Origin of the sequence: Zoogloea sp. (assembly GCF_023150065.1) — a bacterium.
Lineage (GTDB): Bacteria > Pseudomonadota > Gammaproteobacteria > Burkholderiales > Rhodocyclaceae > Zoogloea.
The window spans coordinates 221588-244094 of the sequence record NZ_JAKLLN010000006.1 but is presented as its reverse complement, the minus strand read 5'-3'; the positions used below and the strand labels follow the sequence as shown (position 1 = coordinate 244094).

The following is a 22507-nucleotide window of genomic DNA, read 5'->3' as shown; positions in this document are numbered from 1 at the left end:
CCGTTCCGGCTCCGTCTGCGCGGATTGCCGGAGTTTCATACCCATGGGGCCGAATGAACTCGACCCCACGGGGCCAGAACTCAGGCCGGGCTGGCTTCGAACTCCACCAGCTCGGCACCGTCGCCCACCTGGTCACCCACGCCATACCTGAAGCCCTTCACCGTGCCGGCGGCCGGGGCGGTGATGGTGTGCTCCATCTTCATGGCTTCCAGGATCAGCAGCGGGGCGCCCTTTTCCACCACCGCGCCCTCGCTGGCGATCAGGGCGATGACCTTGCCCGGCATGGGGGCCAGCAGGCCGCCCTCGGCACCACCGCCCTCGCCGCTGTGATGCAGCGGATCGACGGCCGCGAACTGCCAGGCCCGGCCATGACCGAAGACATGACGCCGCTCGCCCGCCACCACCACGGTGGCGCTGGTACGCAGGCCGTCGAACTCGGCCCGCAGCAGGCCACGGGGGTTGAGGCTGCCGCTGACGGTGCTGGCGCTGCCATCCACGGTGATGCGGAAGGCCTTGCCGAGATGCTCGACCTGCAGGGTCTTCTGCTCATCGCCAAGGCGGAACATCAGGCTGCGCACCGCGCCGGCATTGACCCGCCAGCCGTCCCGCAGATGCCAGGGCGATGCCGGCTCCGGGTGGCGGGCGGCGCTCAGGGCGGCGCGCTCCTGCTCCCGCAGCAGCTCCGCCAGGGCCACGGCCAGCCAGGCCTCGCGGGTCGCACCACTCTCCTCGGGGAAGAGGTAGTCCTTCTCGCGCTCGATCAGGCCGGTGTCCAGGTCGGCATTGGCAAAGGCCGGGCAGGCGGTGAGGCGGGACAGGAACTCGACGTTGTTGGCCACGCCCACGACCCGGTATTCGGCCAGGGCCTGGAGCATGCGCGCCAGGGCTCGGTCGCGATTCACGTCCCAGACAATGAGCTTGGCGATCATCGGGTCGTAGAAGGGCGAGATCTCGTCCCCCTCCTCCACGCCTGTATCGACACGTACATGCACACCCTCCTCCGGCGGCGCCAGGTGCACCAGGCGGCCGGTGGAAGGCAGGAAGCCCTTGGACGGATCTTCGGCGTAGATGCGCGCTTCCAGCGCGTGGCCGTTGATGGCCAGTTGCTCCTGGGCCAGCGGCAGGGGCTCGCCCGACGCCACGCGGAGCTGCCACTCCACCAGATCGAGGCCGGTGATCATCTCGGTCACCGGGTGCTCCACCTGCAGGCGGGTGTTCATCTCCATGAAGTAGAAGGTTCCGTCCTGGTTGGCGATGAACTCCACCGTGCCGGCACCCACGTAGCCCACCGCCCGGGCCGCATCCACCGCGGCCTTGCCCATGGCGGCGCGGCGCTCGAGGGGCATGCCCGGCGCCGGGGCTTCTTCCAGCACCTTCTGGTGACGGCGCTGAACCGAGCAGTCGCGCTCGAAGAGGTACACATAATTGCCGTGGGTGTCGCCGAACACCTGGATCTCGATATGGCGCGGCCGGGTCAGGTATTTTTCGACCAGCACATGATCGTCACCAAAGCTCGATGCGGCCTCGCGTTTGCACGACGCGAGCGCCTCGATGAAGTCGGCGCTCTTTTCCACCAGGCGCATGCCCTTGCCGCCGCCCCCCGCTGCGGCCTTGATCAGCACCGGGTAGCCGATGGCGTCGGCCTGGACGTTGAGGAAGCCGGGCTCCTGATTGTCCCCATGGTAGCCGGGAGTCAGGGGCACGCGGGCCTTCTCCATCAGCTTCTTGGCCTCGGACTTGGAGCCCATGGCGTGGATGGCCGACACCGGCGGGCCGATGAAGACGATGCCGGCTTCGTCGCAGGCGTGGCAGAAATCCTCGTTTTCGGACAGGAAGCCGTATCCCGGATGGATAGCCTGGGCGCCTGTCTGCTTGGCTGCGGCGATGATCCGGTCGATCACCAGATAGCTCTCCCGGGCTGCCGCCGGGCCGATCAGCACGGCCTCGTCGGCCAGACGCACGTGCCGCGCACCGGCATCGGCCTCGGAATACACGGCGACGGTCTTGATGCCCATGCGGCGGGCGGTCTTGATGACCCGGCAGGCGATCTCGCCGCGATTGGCGATGAGGATCTTGTTGAACATGCTTGTCTCCCGCTTTCTTGTAGGGGCGACTTCAGTCGCCCGCGGACGTCGATTCAGGTTGGGCGACTCACGTCGCCCCTACAGGGTCAGGCCGGCACCCAGGCCGCCGGGCGCTTGTCGAGGAAGGCGGCGAGGCCTTCCTTCGCTTCCGGCGTGGCGCGCAGCTCGGCGATGCGGCGGGCGGTGTCCTCAACGACCTCGTCGCTCACCGGACGATCGGCCACCGCACGGATCAGCTCCTTGGCCGCCGCCTGGGACCTGGGCCCGCCCTGCAGCAGGGCGGTGACCACGCTCCGGACCGTGGCATCCAGCTGCTCGGCCGGCACCGCCTCATGGGCCAGGCCCAGTTCGGCGGCCCGCGCGGCGGAGATCCGCTCGGCGGTCTGGAAGTAGCGGTGGGCCTGACGGGCCCCGATGGCCCGGATCACGTAGGGGCTGATGGCCGAGGGGATGATCCCGAACTTGACTTCGGAGGTGGCGAACACCGCCCCCTCGCCGGCAATGCAAATGTCGCAGGCCGAAGCCAGGCCCATGCCCCCGCCCAGCGCCGCACCATGCACGCGGGCGATGGTCGGCTTGCCCATCCCGGCCAGGGTGCGCAGCATGCCGGCGAGTTTGCGGGCGTCGGCGAGGTTGTCGTCCACCGAGGCGTCGGCAGCGCGGCGCATCCAGTTGAGATCGGCCCCCGCCGAGAAGCTCTTGCCCCGCCCGGCCAGCACCACCACCCGCACGCTGTCATCGGCATCCAGCGCCTGACAGGCCCGGGTGAGTTCGGCGATCAGCAGTTCGTTGAAGGCGTTGTGCACGTCCGGACGGTTCATCCAGAGGGTCGCCACGCCGCCTTCATTCAGGATTTCGAGGGTTTCGTACATGGCGCCCCCTTACATCCGGAACAGGCCGAACTTCGTCGGCTGGATCGGCGCGTTGAGACTGGCCGACAGGGACAGGCCCAACACACGGCGGGTCTGGGCCGGGTCCACCACACCGTCGTCCCACAGGCGGGCGGTGGCGTAGTAGGGGTGGCCCTGGTCTTCGTACTGCTGGCGGATGGGCGACTTGAAGGCCTCCTCCTCATCCTTGCTCCAGCTGCCGCCCTTGGCCTCGATGCCCTCCCGGCGCACGGTGGACAGCACGCTGGCCGCCTGCTCGCCGCCCATCACCGAGATGCGGCTGTTGGGCCACATCCACAGGAAGCGCGGGCTGTAGGCGCGGCCGCACATGCCGTAGTTGCCGGCGCCGAAGCTGCCGCCGATCAGCACCGTGAGCTTGGGCACCTGGGCGGTGGCCACGGCGGTCACCATCTTGGCGCCGTCCTTGGCGATGCCACCGTTCTCGTACTTGCGGCCGACCATGAAGCCGGTGATGTTCTGCAGGAACACCAGGGGCACGCCGCGCTGGGCGCACAGCTCGATGAAGTGGGCGCCCTTCTGGGCCGACTCGCCAAACAGGATGCCGTTGTTGGCGACGATGCCGATGGGCATGCCGTAGAGGTGGGCAAAGCCGGTGACCAGCGTGGTGCCGTAGCGCGCCTTGAACTCGTCGAAGCGCGAGCCATCGACGATGCGGGCGATCACCTCGCGCACGTCGTAGGGCTTGCGGGTGTCGGTGGGGATGACGCCGTAGATCTCGGCCGGTTCATACAGCGGCGCCTCGGCGTCCAGCAGGTTCAGCCCCACCGGCTTGGTCCGGTTGAGGGTGCCGACGATGCGCCGGGCGATGTGCAGGGCGTGGGTGTCGTTCTCGGCCAGGTGGTCGGCCACGCCGGAGATGCGGGTGTGCACATCGCCGCCGCCCAGGTCTTCGGCGGTCACCACCTCGCCGGTGGCGGCCTTCACCAGCGGCGGCCCGCCCAGGAAGATGGTGCCCTGGTTCTTGACGATGATGGTCTCGTCGCTCATGGCCGGCACGTAGGCGCCGCCCGCGGTGCATGAGCCCATCACCACGGCGATCTGGGGAATGCCCAGGGCCGACATGTTGGCCTGGTTGAAGAAGATGCGGCCGAAGTGGTCGCGGTCGGGGAAGACCTCGTCCTGCTTGGGCAGGAAGGCGCCGCCTGAATCCACCAGGTAGATGCAGGGCAGGCGGTTTTCCTGGGCGATCTCCTGGGCACGCAGATGCTTCTTCACCGTCATCGGGTAGTAGGTGCCGCCCTTCACGGTGGCGTCGTTGGCGACGATCATGCACTCGGTGCCATTGACCCGGCCGATGCCGGTGATCACGCCGGCCGACGGCGCGTCGTTGCCATACATGCCGTAGGCCGCCAGCTGGCCCAGTTCGAGAAAGCCGGTGCCGGGGTCGAGCAGGTGGTCCACCCGGTCGCGGGGCAGCAGCTTGCCGCGGGCCACATGCTTGGCCCGGGCCGCCTCACCACCGCCGAGGGACACCTTGGCTGCCTTCTCGCGCAGGTCGGCGACGATCCGCCCCATTTCGGCCGCGTTGGCCTGAAACTCGGCCGAACGCGGGTTGATGCTGGATTTGATGACGCTCATGTCGGCTTCCTTGCTCAGGCCGTCTCGGAGAACAGCTCGCGACCGATCAGCATGCGGCGGATCTCGCTGGTACCGGCGCCGATCTCGTAGAGCTTGGCGTCGCGCCACAGGCGGCCGACCGGGTATTCGTTCGTATAGCCCACACCGCCCAGGGTCTGGATCGCCTCGCCGGCCATCCAGGTGGCCTTTTCGGCGGAGTACAGGATGGCGCCGGCGGCGTCCTTGCGCAGGGTCCGGGCATGGTCGGTGCGGTCACAGGCCTGGCCGACGGCGTACACATAGGCGCGGGTGGCCATCCAGGTGGAGTACATGTCGGCCAGCTTGCCCTGCATCAGCTGAAACTCGCCGATGCTCTGGCCAAACTGCTTGCGGTCGTGAAGGTAGGGCACGACCTCATCCATGCACGCCGCCATGATGCCCAGCGGGCCGCCACACAGCACGGCGCGCTCGTAGTCAAGGCCGCTCATCAGCACCTTGACACCGTTGCCCACGCCGCCCAGCACGTTCTCCTCGGGCACCTCCACGTCATCGAAGAACAGCGGGAAGGTGTTGGAGCCGCGCATGCCCAGCTTGTCCAGGTGGGTGCCGTGGGTGAAGCCCTTCATGCCCTTCTCGATGATGAAGGCGGTCATGCCCTTCGGGCCGGCCTCGATGTCGGTCTTGGCGTACACCACCAGGGTGTCGGCGTCGCCGCCGTTGGTGATCCACATTTTGGAACCGTTGAGCACGTAGCGGTCGCCCTTCTTGTCGGCGCGCAGCTTCATGCTCACCACGTCGGAGCCGGCGTTGGGCTCGCTCATGGCCAGGGCACCCACGTGGTCGCCAGAGATCAGCTTGGGCAGGTATTTCTGCTTCTGGGCCTCGGTGCCGTTGCGGCGGATCTGGTTGACGCACAGATTGGAGTGGGCGCCATAGGACAGGCCCACCGACGCCGAGGCGCGGGAGACTTCCTCCAGCGCGATGATGTGCGCGAGGTAGCCCATGTTGGTGCCACCGTACTCCTCGGGAGCGGTCATGCCATGCAGGCCCAGGTCGCCGAGCTTCTTCCACAGGTCGGCGGGGAACTCGTTCACCCGGTCGATCTCGGCGGCGCGGGGCGCGATCTCCTTGGCCGCGAAGGCCTGGATGGTGTCGCGCAGGGCTTCGATGGTTTCGCCGAGGTGGAAATCGAGGCTGGGTACATTCATGGTTTGTCTCCTCCGGAAGATAGGTAGGGCGGGACCGGACCTGGCAGTCCCTTTCAACACGCGGCAGAGTACGTGCCCGGCCACCGTGCCGGGCGCCATCGTGGTTGCAGATCGTGCCACGAATACCCGCCACAAGCGCTAAGATTTCGGGGCCATGACCAAGCCTGCCCCCGACACCCGCCTGTCCAGCCAATCCCGCGCTGCAACACCGATCGCCTTCATCGCGGCAATCCTCGCCGGATACCGCCGCTACGGTGCAGACCCGGCCAACGCCCTGGCCCGTGCCGGCATCAGCCCGGCCCTCCTCGAACGCCCCGAAGCACGGGTCACGGCAAGCCAGATGGAGATCATGTCGGGAACAGCGATGCAGGAGCTCGACGACGAGGCCCTGGGCTGGTTCTCCCGGCGCCTGCCCTGGGGCAGCTACGGCATGCTGTGCCGGGCCTCCATCACCTCGCCCGACCTGGGGGTGGCCCTCAAGCGCTGGTGCCGCCACCACCGCCTGCTCACCGACGACATCGACCTGCGCCTGGCGGTGAGCGGCAGCGAGGCCCGCTTCACCCTCATCCCCCACCGTGATCTGGGCGAGCTGCGCGAGTTCTGTCTGGTCACCCTGCTGCGCTACGTGCTGGGCTACGCCTGCTGGGCCATCGACTCACGCATCCCCCTGCAGGAAACGCGCTTCCCCTTCCCCCCGCCGCCCCACGCCGGAACCTACCCCCTGCTCTTCCCCGGCCCGGTGCTGTTCGACACCGACGCGGCCGGCTTCAGCTTCGACGCCCGCTACCTGGCCCTGCCCATCCGCCGGGACGAAGCCGCCCTGCGCGCCATGCTGCAGCGCGCCCTGCCCCTCACCGTGCTCCAGTACCGGCGCGACCGCCTGCTGGTGGAGGGGGTGCGGCAATTCCTGCGCAGCCCCGACAAGGGGGGCGCCACCGCCGAACAGGTCGCCGAACACCTCCATGTCTCCGTGCGCACCCTGCACCGGCAGCTCAAGGACGAAGGCTCGTCCCTGCAGCAGATCAAGGACGACACCCGCCGCGATCACGCCATGACCCTCCTCGACCGCAGCCGCAAGTCGGTCAAGCAGATCTCGGCCCTGGTGGGTTTCGCCAACGAAAAAAGCTTCACCCGCGCCTTCCGCGCCTGGACGGGGCTGCCTCCCCAGGCCTGGCGGGAGCGCAACCCGGCCACGCCAGACGCCCCCGCCCCCCCGGGCTCAGCCACCTGATTCACGCCACGCCCTCCGCCCACCGCCATCCCGCGGCAGCCAGCGAAGCAGGGTGGCGTAGAAAGGCTCGGCACCCACCGGTTTGCCGATGTGGTCATCCATGCCGGCCTCGATGCAGGCCAGCCGGTCCTGCTCGAAGGCGTTGGCGGTCAGGGCCACGATGGGGGTGTGCTGCCGGCCGGGCAGGGCGCGGATCGCCCGGGCGGCCTCGAAACCGTTCAGCTTCGGCATCTGCAGGTCCATCAGGATCAGATCGTAGTCGGTCAGCCTGGCGAGCTCGACGGCCCAGGCGCCGTCCTCGGCCAGGTCCACGTCCAGGCCGGCCACCTTCAGCAGTTCCCGGGACAGCTCCCGGTTGATCGGCTCGTCCTCCACCAGCAGCACGCGGGCCCCGCCGCAGCTCTGGCGCAAGCGACTCTCGGCAGCATCGGGATCCGTGGCGGCGGCGCAAACGGGCTCGGGGTCTGCGGCCGCCAGGGGCACGGCAAACCAGAAGACGCTGCCTGCACCCGGCACGCTGTCTACGCCGATGCGCCCCCCCATCAGCTGCGTCAGCCGCTTGCTGATGGTCAGCCCGAGGCCAGTACCGCCGTATTTGCGCGTGGTCGAGTTGTCGGACTGCTCGAACGCCAGGAACAGGCGCTTCTGGTCTTCGGCGGCGATGCCGATCCCCGTGTCGCACACCTCGAAACGCACCAGGAGGCGGCCGCCCTCGCCCTCCGGGGTCAGCACACGCACCGTCACCCCACCCCGATGGGTGAATTTGACGGCATTGCTGACCAGGTTGAGCAGGATCTGCCCCAGACGCACCGGATCACCGTTCAGGCGCCGCGCGGACAGGGCGGGCGCGATGTCCACGTCCACGCTCAGGCCCTTGGCTTCAGCCGTCGGCGCAATCAGGGCGGTGATGCCGTCGAGGATTTCCGCCAGGGTGAAGTCCACGCTCTCGAGAACCAGGCGCTCGGCCTCGATCTTCGAAATGTCCAGGATGTCGTTGATCACGGTGAGCAGGTGGCGCGAGGCCTGGCTGGCCATCTCCAGCTGATTGATCTGCTTCGGGTCGGTGGCCCGGCGCAGCGCCAGATCGGTCATGCCCATGATGCCGTTCATGGGTGTCCGGAGTTCGTGGCTCATGTTGGCCAGGAAGGCGCTCTTGGCCCGGCTGGCGCTCTCGGCCGCCTCCTTGGCGATGGACAGCGCCGCGGTGCGTTCGACGACCAGATCTTCGAGATGCCGGCGATGCAGCGCCAGCTCGGCGTCCAGCTGCTTGCGCTCGGTCACGTCCCGGCCCGAACCCACCGTGCCGATGATCTCCCCGTCCTCGTTTACAAAGGGCGCCTTGCGTACGTCCAGCACCAGCAGACGGCCACGGATGTTGCCGCGCTCCTCGAAGGTGGAGGAACGCCCCCGCGCCAGGGTGACGGCGTCGGTATCCCCGCACAGCTCGCCGAAGGTGTGCCAGTGCGGGTCGTCCGGGTGGGCCGCGCGCTCGCGCAGGGCGAAGAACAGGTCGCTGCGGCCCACCGGCTCGGCCGTATCGGCGGCACACAGCAAGTCGCGGCACATGGCCTGGTTGGCAAACAGGTAGCGCCCCTCGAGGTCCTTGGCCCAGATCATGTCCGGCACGTTGTCGCACATCAGGCGCAGCAGCGCCGCCAGCTTGGCCGAACGGTCGGTGGACTCGGCGAGCTCGGCCGTCCGCTCGGCAATGCGCTGCGCCAGGGCCTTCTCCGACGCTTCCAGGGCCTCCCGGGTGAGCCGTTCGGCGGCCAGGGCCTCGGCCTGGGCCAGGTCCTTGTCACGCCGCAGGATGTGGATGCGGCTGGCCAGGGCAAAGGAGAACAGCAGCATCTCCAGGGCCGAGCCGATCTGCATGCCGTAGGAGGTGAGCGGGTTGGTCGGCAGCCAGTTGAGGGTGCGCAGGGCCAGCATGGCAACGCCCAGCAGCAGCAGGGTCCAGGCCGTCAGGAAGATGCGTGCCGCCGGCTGCCCGCGCTGGAAGGCCAGCAGCCCGCCCACCACCGCGACGCAAGAAAACGCTATGCCCACCAGCGCCGTGGCCACGCCCCCGGGGCGATAGGCGTAGACCACCGGGACCAGGCCAGCGATCACGAAGCACAGCTGCAGGATGCGGATCAGGCGGTCCAGCCCGGGCGCCGTCTGCCCCGTCTGCAGGAACTGGCGGGTGAAGATCGCCCCGAAAAAGCCGGTGAGGCAGAAACCCACCGGCAGCGCCACGTTGCCCCATCCCGGGGCATTGGGCCACAGGTACTGGTTGCCGAGGCCGAGCATGGACAGCTGGGCCAGCGCCATGGACGCGACGCAGGCCACATACACCAGGTAGATGCGCTCCCGCAGCGAGATGTACAGCAGCAGGTTGTAGATGCCGAGGGCCAGCAGCATGCCGAAGTACAGGGCCAGCACCCCATACACCTTCTGGTCATTCTCGTGCAGGGCCCGGGGTGCCCACAGGGTGGCCGGCAGGGTCAGGCTGCCCCCCGAGCGGACCTGCAGGTACACCGTCTGCTCGCCCCCGGGCGCCACCACCACCGGAAACACCAGGTTGCGGTGGGCAAAGGGCCACTCCCCGTGGGGCATCAGGTCGCCGCCACGCAGATGCACCCGCTGCCCGCCCTGTACCGAATGGAAGTCGACGAAATCCAGGGACGGGTAGGCCAGCTCCAGCAACCAGTCCCGGGCGGCACCGGCCTGGGCGACGAGCCTCAGGCGCAGCCAGTAGGTGGACGCCGAATAGCCGAAGTTCAGATCACTGTCCCCCGCCACCGGAGCAAAGCGGCGAGCCGTATCGGGGCGCATCACGTCATCGATAGAGAGCTGGCCGGTGGGGTCCTCGAGCACCTCCAGGTGCGGCCGCAGGGCCAGGCAGCGGGTATCCGGCGCCAGCGCGGCAGGGCCCAGGGCATGCCCGCTGCCGGGGATGACAATCCACGCGACGAGTACCAGCAGCCAACGAACGTAGCGCATCCCACTCCTTCGCGAAGATCTGTCCAGGCCGTCGATGGACACGGCCGCGCCCCCTGGCGCACCCGCACCATGGTGCCACCGAAAGCCCGACTTCGCGACATGCAGCGCCCCCTGGGCTCCACCCCGTCAGCGCGGCGGGGCCAGGCTGCCGGGGGCAATCAGTGCTAACCTGCGCCCCGCCCTCCTGCGCAGGCGGCACCGCGGCACCCGCCCCGGCGCTGCGCCCGGTACAGCGGGACACCCCGGCCCATGCAGCTCCGCCAGAGATTTCTCGCTCTCCAGTCTGCTCTCGACGCCCACCAGCCCCTGTGGCGGGCCTCGCCCTTCTATGAGCGCCGGCCGGTCTGGTGCGCCCACTGGCCGGCCCTGGCCGAAGCGGCCCTGGGGCTGGACGAGGCCCAATTCGAGCACCTGTCGGACAACGGCGAGGCCTTGCAGGCCTGGCTCACCCCGCTGCTGCCGGTTGCCACCCGGCTCGAGGCGCTATGCGACCTCCCCGCCCTGCCGCCCCGTGACCTGCCGCCAGCCGGCGACCAGTTCAACTGGCACATCCCCCAGCGCAAGCGCGAGCAGATCGAGGCCTTCGCTGCCCATGGCCCGGCCGCCGGCGCGCCCCTGCTGGAATGGTGTGCCGGCAAGGGGCACCTGGGCCGACGCCTGGCCTTGAGCGACGGGCAGCCGGTGAGCTCCGTGGAGATCGACCCGACGCTGTGCGAGCATGCCGCCCACCTGGCCGCCCGGGCCGACATCCAGCAGACGGTGCTGTGCGCCGACGCCCTCGAAGCCGGCGCCCGCCGGCATGTGCGCGACCACACCGTCCTGGCCCTGCATGCCTGCGGCGAGCTGCACCGCACCCTGGTACGCCACGCCGCCACCGACGGCGCCCACAGCTACCGGATCGCCCCCTGCTGTTACTACCGCGGAGCCCAGGCCGGCTATCACCCCCTCAACCGGGATGCCGACCTGCCCCTCGACGGCCACACCCTGCGCCTGGCCGTCACCGAAACCGTCACCGCCACCCCGCGCATCCGTCGGCGCCTGGCCCGCGACCAGGCCTGGAAGCTCGGCTTCATCGCCCTGCGCAACGCCCTCCTCGGCGACGCGATCCGCCCCTTCCGGCCGGTGCCCCCCACCTGGCTGACAGGCGAATTCGCCGATTACGGCCGCTTCCTGGCCGCGCGCGAGGGGCTGCCCCTGCCCGACACGGTAGACTGGGCCCACTGGCTGGCCATCGGCGAACAACGCCGGGGCGAAGTGCGCCGTCTGGAGCTGATCCGCCATGCCTTCCGCCGCGGGCTGGAGATGTGGCTGGTGCTGGATGTGGCCCTGGGCCTCGAAGAAGCCGGCTTCACTGTCCGCGTCGGCACCTTCTGCGACCGGGCCCTTACACCACGCAACCTGCTGGTACTGGCCGAACGCTGAGCGCGAACGCCACCGGCTTTACGGCGCACAAGAGGAGACACCCCATGACCACCGCCCTGCCCACCCCCGACGAAGTGCTCGCCTTCTGGTTCGACGAGACCGAACCCCGCCAGTGGTGGAGCCGCTCCGACGCCTTCGACCGGAAGATCGCCGCCCGCTTCGGCGCCCTGCACGAGGCCGCCGCCCGCTGCGAACTCCATGCCTGGCGGAGCACCCCGGCCGGGCGGCTGGCCGAGATCATCGTGCTCGACCAGTTCTCGCGCAATCTCCACCGGGACCGCCCCCGCGCCTTTGCCTGCGACAGCCTGGCCCTGGCCCTCGCCCAGGTCGCCGTCGCCGCCGGCGCCGACCAGGCCCTGCCGCCGGTGCAGCGCGCCTTCCTGTACATGCCCTACATGCACAGCGAATCCGCCGCCATCCACGACATCGCCGTCAGCCTGTTCAGCCAGCCGGGCCTGGAAGGCAACCTGGATTTCGAGCTGTGCCACAAGGCCATCATCGACCGCTTCGGCCACTACCCTCACCGCAATGCCGTCCTCGGCCGCCCATCCACAGCGGACGAGATCGCCTTCCTGCAGACGCCGGGCTCGTCCTTCTGAACCCGGCGCGCCGGCCTTACTCCGGAACGACCGCCTCCACCAGCTGAGCCAGCATCACCAGGGACTCCTGCCAGCCGAGATAGCACGACTCGGGCGGGATGAGGCCCGGGATGCCCTCCTGGACCACCACCAGCTCGGTGCCGCAGGACACCGCCCGCAGGGTCACGGTGGTCTGCATCTCCCCCGGCAGGTTCGGGTCGTCGAAAACGTCGGTGTAACGGATCCGCGCCCCGGGCTGCAGCTCGAGGTACTTTCCCCCAAAGGCATGGCTATGCCCGGTCGAGAAGTTGGTGAAGGACATGCGGAACAGGCCGCCCTCCCGCACATCCATGCCATGGACCTGGCAGGTGAAACCATGGGGCGGCAGCCACTTGGTCAGCGCGGCGGGGTCAAGAAAGGCACGGTAGATGCGTTCCGGGGGCGCACGCAGCACGCGTTGCAGGGTCACGGTATGGGTCGCAGTCATGATGGTTTCCTGAAAGGAGAGGACGTCCCTCTGACTATACGACGATCAGCCGGGGCCTGAATCGACAAAAGGCCGTGGGCTGCAGGGCTGCAGGCTAAGGCCCCTCAGCCCGCGTCCGAATCGTGCCGCGCCACATGCCCCGCCAGCCGCGCCCGCCGGCTCGCCAGGAAGGCCACGAAACCCAGCAGCACCACCCCCTCCACGATCATCGTCCGCCCGGGCCCGATGGCGCTGGCGACGAAGCCGGCGAGCAGACCGCCGAGGGCATCAAAACCGAAACGGGCCGAGGTGAAGAAGGACACGATGCGCCCCCGCAGGCGGTCCGGCGCCATGCTCTGCAGCAGCATGTTGATGCCCACGTTGCACACCGAGATGCCGAACCCCAGGGCCACCATGGCCGCCATGGCCACCAGCAGCAGGCGGGTCCACCCGAAGGCCAGCAAGGCCACGGCGCTGACCGCCGTCCCCACGCTGATCGCCCCGATCAGCCCCGGCACCGAGCGCCGGGTGGCCAGGAAGATCGTCGATCCGAAGGCCCCGCAACCCGCCGCCCCCCATAGCCAGCCCAGGGTGCGCGCATCGCCGGCAAACACCTCCGCGGCAAACACCGGCAGAAGCACCGCGTAGGCCGAGGCCGTCAGGTTGAGGGCCATCAGCACGACGATGAGCGTGCGCACCGGCCAGGTATGCCAGGCGTAGGCCAGCCCCTCCTTGAACACGTCCCCCACCGAGCCCTCGGCGCGGGGCGTGGCCGGCACCTTCACCGACGCCACGGCCACGAACAGGGCCAGAAAGGTGACGGCATTGAGGGCAAAGCACGCCGCCTCCGACGTGAGGCCGAGCAGCAGCCCCGCCACCGGCGGGCCGATGAAGCGCCCGGTGTTGAAGAGCATGGCATTGAGCGCCAGGGCATTGGGCAGATCCTCCCTGCGCTCCACGAAAACACTGATCAGGGACTGGCGCAGGGGCGTGTCGAAGCTGTTGAGCACCCCCAGCAGCACCGCCATGCCCACCAGCAGGCCTGGCCCCACCCAGCCGGCCCAGGTGAGCCCCGCCAGCACCAGGGCCTGGGCGGCCAGCAGGCCCTGCACCCGCAGCAGCCAGCGGCGCTTGTCGTGCTTGTCGATCCACGCCCCGGCCAGCGGGCCCACCAGCAGCTGCGGGATCAGCGCGGCGAAGGCGGTCACCCCCAGCAGGGCCGCCGAGCCGGTGAGGCGATAGACCAGCCAGGCCATGGCCACCTGCTGGATCCATGAACCCAGGATGGACACGGCCTGGCCCAGGAAATACAGGCGGAAGTTACGATGTTCAAGGGCCCGCAAGGGGCCCGGAAGACGGCGAAAGGACGGATCGATGGCAGACATGTCCCTATGTATCACGGGTCGCGCCATCCGCACGACGAAAACGCTGGAGCAGGTAGCCCGCGACCGACAGCAGGGCGGCGGCGCCGATGACCCCCGCCATGGGCCGCCCGGTGCCATCGTGCAGCAGCCCCACCGCCCCGCTGGCGAGCATGCCGAAGCCGAACTGGGACGCCCCGAACAAAGCCGCCGCAGCCCCCGCGTTGCGGGGATAGGCCTGCATCAGCAAGCCCACGCAGTTGGCGCCGAGGAGCCCGGTAACGCTGACCACCACGAACAGGGCAGCGATGCTCGCCGGCAGGTTTGATGCCACCACCAGGGGCAACACCAGCGCCCCCGCCAGGCCCAGCAGGCAGCCCGCGCCGATCAGGGCCGGCGGGCCGAGGCGCTTCACCAGCCGGCTGTTGATGAAGTTGGCCAGGAAGATGCCCACCGCGTTGGCCGCGAAGATCAGGCTGTACTGGGTGGGCGACAGGCCGTGGAGGGTGATGAAGTAAAAGGGGCCGCCGGTGATGTAGGCAAACATCGCCGCAAACGACATGCCCCCCGCCAGCAGCAGGCCGATGGCAACCGGGTCGCGGAGCAGCTGCAGATAGGCACCGAAAGCCGCCTTCAGGCCCAGCTGGCCCCGCCGCTCCGGCGCCAGGGTTTCCGGCAGATGGGCCCACACCCCGTACAGGCAGGCCACGCCCCACACCACCAGCAGCGCGAAGGTGGCGCGCCAGCCCCCCGCCGCCAGGGCCAGGCTCCCCACCAGCGGCGCCAGCAGGGGCGCGATGGCGGTCACCATGGCCATCAGGGACAGCTTGCGGATCGCCTCGGTGGAGGCATACACGTCGCGCACCACCGCCCGGGCCAGCACCGACGCCGCCCCGCCCCCCAGCGCCTGGAGAAAGCGCGCCAGCACCAGGCTGCCCACGTCCACCGCCAGCGCGCAGGCCAGGCTGGCCAGCACGAACAGCGCAATGCCGGCGAGCATCACCGGGCGCCGCCCGTAGCGATCGGAAATGGGCCCGTAGCCCAGCATGCCCAGGGAGAAGCCCGCCAGGAACACCGTCACCGTGGCCTGCACGGCCTCCGCCCCGCTGCCCAGGCCCGCGGCGATGGCGGGCAGGGCCGGCAGATAGAGGTCGACGGCCAGCGGCCCGAAGGCCACCAGGGCCCCGAGCAACAGGATGAAGCGGCCCTCCCCGGCCGTACCCGCCCGGCCGGGCGTCACAGCCCGCCCAGGGCCAGGTATTTCACTTCCATGTACTCATCCAGGCCGTACTTGGAGCCCTCGCGGCCGGTGCCGGAGCTCTTCACGCCGCCAAAGGGCGCCACCTCGGTGGAGATCAGGCCGGTGTTGATGCCCACCATGCCGTACTCCAGCCGGCGCGACACGCGCCACACGCGGGCGTGGTCCTTCGAGTAGAAGTAGGCGGCCAGGCCGAACTCGGTGTCGTTGGCCATGGCGACGGCCTCGTCTTCGGTCTTGAAGCGGAACAGGGGCGCCACCGGGCCGAAGATCTCCTCCCGGGCCACCTCCATGTCGCGGCTCACGTCGGCCAGCACGGTGGGCTCGAACCAGGTGCCGCCCAGGGCATGGCGCTTGCCGCCGGAGACCACCCGGGCGCCCTTGGCCACGGCGTCGTTCACCAGGCTCTCCACCTTGGCGATGGCCGGCCCGTCGATCAGCGGCCCCTGGGTCACGCCCTCCTCCAGGCCGTTGCCCACCTTCAGCAGGGCCACGGCGGCGGCGAGCTTTTCCGCGAACTGCTCGTAAATACCGTCCTGCACCAGGAAGCGGTTGCTGCACACGCAGGTCTGGCCGGCGTTGCGGTACTTGGAGGCGATGGCCCCCGCCACCGCCGCATCCACGTCGGCGTCGTCGAAGACGATGAAGGGGGCGTTGCCGCCCAGCTCCAGGGACAGCTTCTTGATGGTGGGCGCGCACTGCTCCATCAGCAGGCGGCCGATGCCGGTGGAGCCGGTGAAGGTGAGCTTGCGCACCAGCGGGCTGCCGGTCATCACGCCGCCGATGGCGCTGGCCTTGCCGGTGACCACGCTGAACACGCCGGCCGGCACGCCGGCGCGCTCGGCCAGCTCGGCCAGAGCCAGGGCCGACAGGGGCGTCTGCTCGGCCGGCTTGAGCACGATGGTGCAGCCGGCAGCCAGGGCCGGCGCCACCTTGCGGGTGATCATGGCCGAGGGGAAATTCCACGGGGTGATGGCGGCGCAGACGCCCACCGGCTCCTTGGTGACCACGATCTGGCGGTCACGCAGAGGCGACGGGATCACGTCGCCATAGGCCCGGCGCGCCTCCTCGGCAAACCACTCGACGTAGGCGGCGGCGTAGGCGATCTCGCCTTTCGCCTCGGCCAGGGGCTTGCCCTGCTCCAGGGTCATGATGCGGGCCAGGTCGTCCTGGTGGGTGAGCATCAGGTCGAACCAGCGGCGCAGGATGCGGGCGCGCTCGGCGGCGGTGGTCTCGCGCCAGGTGGCAAAGGCCCGGTCGGCGGCCTGGACGGCGCGCTCGGTCTCGGCGACACCGCAGCGCGGCACCGTGGCGATGACGGCGCCGGTGGCGGGGTTGGTCACCGGAAAGGTCTCGCCGCTGTCGGCGCCGATCCACTGGCCGTCGATGTAGCAGGCCTGCCGCAGCAGGGAGGGGTCCTTGAGGTCGAGCATGGGGTTTCCTTTGTTTGGCTCGGGGCGAAGACATCCCCGCCCCGGCGGAGTTCAGTAGGCGGCGCCTGCCTTGCCGGCACCCGCGTCCTTGAAGCGGGCAGCCAGGGCCACGGCAGCGTTGCGCAGCAGCAGGGTGTCAACGCCCACGGCGATGAAGGACGCGCCGCTTTCCAGGTAGCGGGCGGCGGCAGCCGGATCGGCCGAAAACACGCCAGCCCCCTTGCCGGACTGGCGGATGCGCGCCAGGGCGTCGGCGATCACGGCCTTGACCTCTTCGTGGCCCGGATTGCCCAGGTGGCCGAGGGATGCGGCCAGATCAGCGGGGCCGATGAAGACGGCGTCGATGCCCTCCACCGCCAGGATCTCATCCAGGGCGGCCAGACCGGCGCGGGACTCCACCTGCACGATCAGGCACATCTCGGCGTCGGCCTGGGCGAAGTAGCCCTCCACCCCATTCCAGCGGGCCGCCCGGGCCAGGGCCGTGCCCACGCCGCGGATGCCGTTGGGCGGGTAGCGCATGGCACGCACCAGGGCGCGGGCCTCGTCGGCGGATTCGACCATGGGCACCAGCAGGGTCTGCACGCCCACGTCCAGATACTGCTTGATGCGGGCGGCGTCGTGGTCGACGGTACGGACCACGCTGCGCACCGGGTAGCTGGCGATGGCCTGGAGCTGGCGCATCACGCTCTCCGGGGTGTTGGGGGCGTGTTCGCCGTCGATCAGCAGCCAGTCGAAGCCGGTGCCGGCCATCAGCTCGGCGCTGTAGGGGTCGCACAGGCCCAGGAAGACGCCGATCTGGGTCTCGCCGGCCTGGAGGGCGCGCTTGAAGGTGTTCTGGGGCATCTGCATGGCGGGTCTCCGGGGCTCAGCCGAAGCGGCAGGTGATGGCACCCAGGGTGCCGTAATCCACGTGGAAGGTGTCGCCGGGGCGCGCCGGCACGGGCCGGGTGAAGGAGCCGGCGAGGATCACCTGCCCCGGCTCCAGGGCCACCCCGTGGGGGGCAAACTTGCGGGCCAGCCAGGCGATGCCGTTGGCCGGGTGGTTGAGCACGCCGGCGGCCACGCCGGTCTCCTCGATCACGCCGTTGCGGTAGAGCAGCGCCGACACCCAGCGCAGGTCCACGTCCATGGGCTTGATGGGCCGGCCGCCCATCACGATGCCGGCATTGGCGGCGTTGTCGGAGATGGTGTCGAAGACCTTGCGCGGGCGCTTGGTGGCGGGGTCCACCCGATGGCAGCGGGCATCGATGATCTCGATGGCGGGGATCACGTAGTCGGTGGCGGTGATCACGTCGAGCAGGGTCAGCTCGGTGCCCTCCAGGCGCTTGCCCAGCACGAAGGCCAGCTCCACCTCCACCATGGGGGCGATGAAGCGCCCGGCGGGGATGTCGGCGCCGTCATGGAAGAACATGTCATCCAGCAGGGTGCCGTAGTCGGGCTCGTCGATCTGGGACGACTGCTGCATGGCGCGGGAGGTGAGGCCGATCTTGTGGCCCTTGATGACCCGGCCCTCGGCGAGCTTGAGGCCCACCCAGGTCTTCTGGACGGCGTAGGCGTCCTCGATGGTGATGTCCGGGTGCTGCAGGGACGGGGCGAGGATCTGCTCGCGGGCCTTTTCGGCGGCGTGCAGCTGGCGCGCCAGGTCGAGATGGATGTCGGTGCTCAGCATGTCGGGTTCTCCTTGTGACGCTCAGCTTTTCTTGAAGCGGGCGTGGATGTTGTTGTGCTTCCAGGTCCCGGCTTCCGAGAACTCGACGATCTCCATCGAGAGGGCCAGGCCGCGGCGGGCAAAGATGTCGGCAAAGTGGGCCTTGAGCATGGCGAAGAGTTCGTCGCCCACCTTCTGCTTCTCTTCCGCCGTGCGCCCCGCCCCCATCTTGAAGGTGAGGTGCACGAAGGCGTCGTCGGCCGAGCCATCGGCCACGCAGTAGTCGGCAAGGCAGATGGCCCGGGAGCGGATGCCGCCTTTGGGGAACACGCCGCCCTGGTCCAGGACGACCTGGTTGGTCTTTCTGAGCAGGCCGGGGATGTCGCCCTCGGCCTTCAGGTTGTCGGTGTATTCGTAGATCAGATGCGGCATCGCGCGGCTCCTGGATGGGCTCAGACCGGGAAGATCGCGTTGATCTGGCCGGTGCCGGAGCTGGGGAAGAAGGGGGTCACGACCTCGACCTTGCCCTGGTAGGCATCCCAGCCGAGGGCGCCCAGCAGCATGGCGGTGTCGTGCATGTTGCCCTCGCCGTGGCACTTGTCGGCGTACTCGGGGAGCATGGCGCAGAAGGTCTTCCAGTCGCCGTTCTTCCACATCTCCACCACGGCGTGGTCGACGGTCTCGAGGAAGGGGCTCCACATCTTGTGCAGGAACTGCTCGGACACGCCGTTCTGGGCAAAGCGGTGCGACAGGGAGCCGGAGGCCAGGAAGGCCACCTTGCCGTCGTACTGCTCCTTGACGGCCTTGGCCATGGCGGCGCCGAGCTTCACCGAATCTTCGAGGTTGTGCACCGTGCACAGGGCCGACACCGATACCACCTTGAAGTGGCGGTCGGCGTTCATGTAGCGCATGGGTACCAGGGTGCCGTACTCGGGGGCCAGGCTGGTGTCGGAGTGGGCACGGGTGCGCACACCGGCGGCGGTGGCGGCGTCGGCCAGCAGGTGGCCCAGCGCCTCGTTGCCGTCGTAGGCAAAGGGCAGGTTGCGGATGAAGTGAGGCAGCTCGTTGCTGGTGTAGATGCCCTCGAACTTCGGCGCGCAATTGACGTGGTAGCCCGAGTTGACCAGCCAGTGGGTGTCGAACACCACGATGGTGTCCACGCCCAGCTCGCGGCAGCGGCGGCCGATCTCGATGTGACCGTCGATGGCCGCCTGGCGGCAGCCCTTGTGTTCGCCTTCCATCTCCGACAGGTACATGGACGGCACGTGGGTGATCTTGGCGGCGAGGGCGAGTGTGCCCATGGTGTTCTCCTTCAAATTCCGGTGGTGTGGGTGAGTCCGCTAAAGCTAGGGGACGGCTCTCTGCCGGAGACGGGGGCCGGGCGGGTTCTCATGCGCTCGCCCTTGCCCCCTGGGTTTCGGTCAGATGCCCCAGCGGGGAATGTGGTGATCCCCGTAGGACACGGCGATGTTCTTGGCCTCGCAGAACACCTCGTAGCTGTAGTGGTTGCCCTCGCGGCCGGTGCCGGAGGCCTTGCTGCCGCCGAAGGGCTGGCGCAGGTCGCGCACGTTCTGGCTATTGACGAAGGTCATGCCCGACTCGATGGCCTTGGCCAGGCGGATGGCGCGGCCGGTGTTGTTGGTCCACAGGTAGGACGACAGGCCGTAGATGGTGTCGTTGGCGATGGCCACGGCCTCTTCCTCGGTCTTGAAGCGGATGATGCAGGGCACCGGGCCGAAGATTTCTTCCTGGGCGATGCGCATCTTGTTGTCCACGTTGGCGAAGACGGTGGGCTGCACCCAGAAGCCGTTCCTGAAGCGCTCGTCCACCACCGGGGTGCCGCCGCCGAAGACCACCTCGGCGCCCTCCTGCTTGCCCAGCTCGATGTAGTAATTGACCTTTTCCTGGTGGCCCTTGGAGATCATCGGGCCGATCACGGTGTTCGGGTCCATCGGGTCACCCACGGTGAGGCGGGCGGCGCGGGCGGCAAAGTCGGCGACGAATCTGTCGTAGATGCCGGCCTGCACGATGATCCGCGAGCCGGCGGTGCAGCGTTCGCCGTTGTTCGAGAAGATCATGAAGATGGCGGCGTCGAGGGCGCGCTCGTAGTCGGCGTCATCGAAGATGATGAAGGGCGACTTGCCGCCCAGCTCCATCGAGAACTTCTTGAGGCCGGCGGCCTTGACGATGCGGTTGCCGGTAGCGGTGGAGCCGGTGAAGGAGATCGAGCGCACGTCCGGGTGGCTGACCAGCGGCTCGCCGGCGGTATCACCAAAGCCCTGCACCACGTTGAAGACGCCCGGCGGGATGCCGGCTTCGAGGGCCAGCTCGCCCAGGCGGTGAGCGGTGAGGGGCGACAACTCGGACATCTTCATCACCGCCGTATTGCCGAAGGCCAGGCAGGGCGCGGTCTTCCAGGTGGCGGTCATGAAGGGCACGTTCCACGGGGAGATCAGCGCGCACACGCCCACCGGCTGCCACAGGGTGTAGTTGAGGTGGCCGGTGTCGGAGTCGTAGGTTTCGCCGTGCATGTGCTGGATCAGCTCGGCGAAGTAGTAGAAGTTGTCCGAGGCGCGGGGGATCAGCACGCGCTTGGTCTGGTTGGTGACCTGGCCGCAGTCGGCGGTCTCCAGGTCGGCGATCTCGGCCACGTTGGCGGCGATCAGGTCGCCGAGCTTTCTCACCAGGCGGGCGCGCTCCTTGACCGGGGTCGCGGCCCAGCCCGGAAAGGCGGCCTTGGCGGCGGCCACGGCGGCATCCACTTCGGCCTGGCCGCCGCTGGCCACCTCGGCGATCACTTCGCCGGTGGCCGGGTTGATGGTCTGGAAGGTCTTGCTGCTCTCGACCTTCTGGCCGTTGATGATGTGCTGAATCATGCTGTTCTCGCTTTCCTTATGCGTTGGCGAACCAGGTCTGGTCATCGACGATGGTGTTGATGAGGCAGCCCACGCCCTCGATCTCGGTTTCGACCACGTCGCCGGCCTTCACATCGGCCAGGCCTTCGGGGGTACCGGTCAGGATCACGTCGCCCGGGTTGAGGGTCATGAAGGACGACAGGTAGGCAATCAGCGTCGGGATGTCGAAGATCATGTCGGCGGTGGTGCCCTGCTGGGTGGTCTTGCCATTCACCCGGGTGGTCAGGGCCAGCTTCATCGGGTCGGCGATCTCGTCCCGGGTCACCAGCCAGGGGCCCAGCGGCGTGCAGGCGTCGCGGTTCTTCACCCGCAGGTTGGGCCGGTAGTAGTTTTCCAGGTAGTCGCGGATGGCGTAGTCGTTGGCCACGCTGTAGCCGGCCACGTGCTCCATGGCGTCTTCCTTGGCGATCCGGTAGCCGGTCTTGCCGATCACCACCGCCAGCTCGCACTCGTAGTGCATGTAGGTCGCATCAGCCGGGCGGCGGCTGAAGGCCTTGTGGCCGGTGATGGCGTTGGCCCCCTTGAGGAAGACCAGGGGCGTCTCGGGGGCCTTGAAGGCCAGCTCCCTGGCGTGGTCGGCGTAGTTGAGGCCGAGGGCGAAGACGGTGCCCACCTCCACCGGCGGCAGCCAGGTGAAGCGCCCTTCGGCGATCTCGCGGCCGTCGGCCAGCCGGACACGGCCGTCCGCGCCCGGGGTCACTTCGTGAATGGCGCCCTGCCAGGCGATGCGTCCGAACCTCATGCTGCGCCCTCCCCGGCTGCGATTTCAAATTCCACGGAACCCACACGATCGGCCTCGACCCGCACGCGGGAGCCGGCACGGGCCTGGGCCGCCTGCCAGATGACCCCCACCAGCAGGGTGTCGCCGCGCCGCAGGGTCATGAACTCGGACACGTCGGCGACCAGGGTCGGCACATCGCGCAGCAGGTCGGCGAGGCTGCGGGTCTGCACCAGGCTGCCATCCACATAGGTGCGCAGGCTGACCGCAGCCAGGTCGCCCACCTCGGCGGCCGGCACGACCCGGCTGCCCACCGGGCAGGCACCGTCGAAGCACTTTTCGCGGATCGCCGGGCGGTAATAGCTGGCATGGGGCAGGCTCAGGTCGGCCACCACCACGTAGCCGGCGATGGCGGCGGGCACCGCCTCCGGGGCCAGCCGGGCGGCACCCTGGCCGAACACGATACCGACCGTGGCCCCCACCTCGACGGCGGACTCGCCGGCCGGCAGGCGCACCACGGTGCCGCGGCCCACCAGGGTGCCGGCCGGCTTGATGTACAGCACGGGCGCCTTGGGTGCGCCCTTGTAAGGCGCATCGGCCAGGGCCGCCCCCATCCGTTCGAGGCTGTCCCGGTCGTTCAGGATCACGCCATATACCGCTCCGCTGATTGCGGGCTCGTGAGCTTCCACCACTCTCTCCTAGGCTGTTCGGCGCCGTCTGGGCGACGGCAGC

General features: G+C 69.0%; 19 protein-coding genes. 3 read left to right on the top strand and 16 right to left on the bottom strand.

What is annotated here, in order from left to right; all coding sequences use genetic code 11:
- Positions 1-80: 80 nt before the first annotated feature.
- The 4 genes from L6Q67_RS10140 to L6Q67_RS10125 form a co-directional block, all read right to left on the bottom strand.
- Complete coding sequence (locus tag L6Q67_RS10140) at positions 81-2084, bottom strand: acetyl/propionyl/methylcrotonyl-CoA carboxylase subunit alpha (protein ID WP_296568670.1); 2004 nt, start codon at positions 2082-2084, stop codon at positions 81-83.
- A gap of 86 nt (positions 2085-2170) precedes the next feature.
- Positions 2171-2956 (bottom strand): enoyl-CoA hydratase/isomerase family protein, encoded by a 786-nt coding sequence (locus tag L6Q67_RS10135; RefSeq protein ID WP_296568667.1) that lies wholly within the window; start codon positions 2954-2956, stop codon positions 2171-2173.
- A 9-nt stretch (positions 2957-2965) separates the two neighbouring features.
- Positions 2966-4573 carry a carboxyl transferase domain-containing protein gene (locus L6Q67_RS10130; protein ID WP_296568665.1) on the bottom strand — a complete coding sequence of 536 codons (1608 nt, stop codon included), beginning with the start codon at positions 4571-4573 and terminating at the stop codon, positions 2966-2968.
- A 14-nt stretch (positions 4574-4587) separates the two neighbouring features.
- Positions 4588-5760, bottom strand: a complete 1173-nt coding sequence (locus L6Q67_RS10125; protein WP_296568662.1) for an isovaleryl-CoA dehydrogenase — start codon at positions 5758-5760, stop codon at positions 4588-4590.
- Between the two features lie 154 nt (positions 5761-5914).
- Between L6Q67_RS10125 and L6Q67_RS10120 the strand changes: the two genes are divergently transcribed.
- Complete coding sequence (locus L6Q67_RS10120; RefSeq protein ID WP_296568660.1) at positions 5915-6991, top strand: AraC family transcriptional regulator; 1077 nt, start codon at positions 5915-5917, stop codon at positions 6989-6991.
- Here L6Q67_RS10120 and L6Q67_RS10115 read toward each other — a convergent pair.
- Positions 6980-9976, bottom strand: coding sequence for a 7TM diverse intracellular signaling domain-containing protein (locus L6Q67_RS10115; RefSeq protein ID WP_296568659.1), 2997 nt, complete (start codon positions 9974-9976; stop codon positions 6980-6982). The two genes, L6Q67_RS10120 and L6Q67_RS10115, sit on opposite strands and share 12 nt — an antisense overlap.
- Positions 9977-10225: 249 nt before the next feature.
- On the opposite strand from L6Q67_RS10115, the gene L6Q67_RS10110 reads away from it, so the two are divergent.
- Entirely contained in the window at positions 10226-11398 is a 1173-nt protein-coding gene (locus L6Q67_RS10110) for a methyltransferase (protein ID WP_296568657.1), read from the top strand.
- A 44-nt stretch (positions 11399-11442) separates the two neighbouring features.
- On the top strand, positions 11443-11997 hold the full coding sequence (locus L6Q67_RS10105) for a DUF924 family protein (protein ID WP_296568655.1): 555 nt from the start codon (positions 11443-11445) through the stop codon (positions 11995-11997).
- Positions 11998-12013: 16 nt separating this feature from the next.
- On the opposite strand, the gene L6Q67_RS10100 is transcribed toward L6Q67_RS10105, so the two are convergent.
- The 11 genes from L6Q67_RS10100 to L6Q67_RS10050 all read right to left on the bottom strand — a co-directional run bounded on the left by L6Q67_RS10100 (position 12014) and on the right by L6Q67_RS10050 (position 22464).
- On the bottom strand, positions 12014-12463 hold the full coding sequence (locus tag L6Q67_RS10100; protein WP_296568653.1) for an SRPBCC family protein: 450 nt from the start codon (positions 12461-12463) through the stop codon (positions 12014-12016).
- Between the two features lie 104 nt (positions 12464-12567).
- Positions 12568-13827 carry an MFS transporter gene (locus L6Q67_RS10095; RefSeq protein WP_296568651.1) on the bottom strand — a complete coding sequence of 420 codons (1260 nt, stop codon included), beginning with the start codon at positions 13825-13827 and terminating at the stop codon, positions 12568-12570.
- Positions 13828-13831: 4 nt separating this feature from the next.
- Positions 13832-15043: a multidrug effflux MFS transporter gene (locus tag L6Q67_RS10090; RefSeq protein WP_296568648.1), complete on the bottom strand. Its 1212-nt coding sequence runs from the start codon at positions 15041-15043 to the stop codon at positions 13832-13834.
- On the bottom strand, positions 15040-16494 hold the full coding sequence (locus L6Q67_RS10085; RefSeq protein WP_296568645.1) for an NAD-dependent succinate-semialdehyde dehydrogenase: 1455 nt from the start codon (positions 16492-16494) through the stop codon (positions 15040-15042). The genes L6Q67_RS10090 and L6Q67_RS10085 overlap by 4 nt, the downstream gene beginning before the upstream one ends.
- 51 nt (positions 16495-16545) lie before the next feature.
- On the bottom strand, positions 16546-17343 hold the full coding sequence (locus L6Q67_RS10080; RefSeq protein WP_296568644.1) for an HpcH/HpaI aldolase/citrate lyase family protein: 798 nt from the start codon (positions 17341-17343) through the stop codon (positions 16546-16548).
- A gap of 16 nt (positions 17344-17359) precedes the next feature.
- Positions 17360-18163, bottom strand: coding sequence for a 2-oxo-hept-4-ene-1,7-dioate hydratase (gene hpaH / locus L6Q67_RS10075; protein WP_296568642.1), 804 nt, complete (start codon positions 18161-18163; stop codon positions 17360-17362).
- Positions 18164-18184: 21 nt separating this feature from the next.
- Complete coding sequence (locus L6Q67_RS10070; RefSeq protein ID WP_296568640.1) at positions 18185-18574, bottom strand: 5-carboxymethyl-2-hydroxymuconate Delta-isomerase; 390 nt, start codon at positions 18572-18574, stop codon at positions 18185-18187.
- Positions 18575-18594: 20 nt separating this feature from the next.
- On the bottom strand, positions 18595-19443 hold the full coding sequence (gene hpaD, locus L6Q67_RS10065) for a 3,4-dihydroxyphenylacetate 2,3-dioxygenase (protein ID WP_296568638.1): 849 nt from the start codon (positions 19441-19443) through the stop codon (positions 18595-18597).
- 120 nt (positions 19444-19563) lie between these two features.
- Positions 19564-21018 carry a 5-carboxymethyl-2-hydroxymuconate semialdehyde dehydrogenase gene (hpaE, locus tag L6Q67_RS10060; protein ID WP_296568636.1) on the bottom strand — a complete coding sequence of 485 codons (1455 nt, stop codon included), beginning with the start codon at positions 21016-21018 and terminating at the stop codon, positions 19564-19566.
- Positions 21019-21034: 16 nt separating this feature from the next.
- Entirely contained in the window at positions 21035-21799 is a 765-nt protein-coding gene (locus tag L6Q67_RS10055) for a fumarylacetoacetate hydrolase family protein (protein ID WP_296568633.1), read from the bottom strand.
- A complete protein-coding gene (locus L6Q67_RS10050; RefSeq protein WP_296568631.1) occupies positions 21796-22464 on the bottom strand; it encodes a fumarylacetoacetate hydrolase family protein in 669 nt (222 codons plus the stop codon). The genes L6Q67_RS10055 and L6Q67_RS10050 overlap by 4 nt, the downstream gene beginning before the upstream one ends.
- Between the last annotated feature and the right edge of the window lie 43 nt (positions 22465-22507).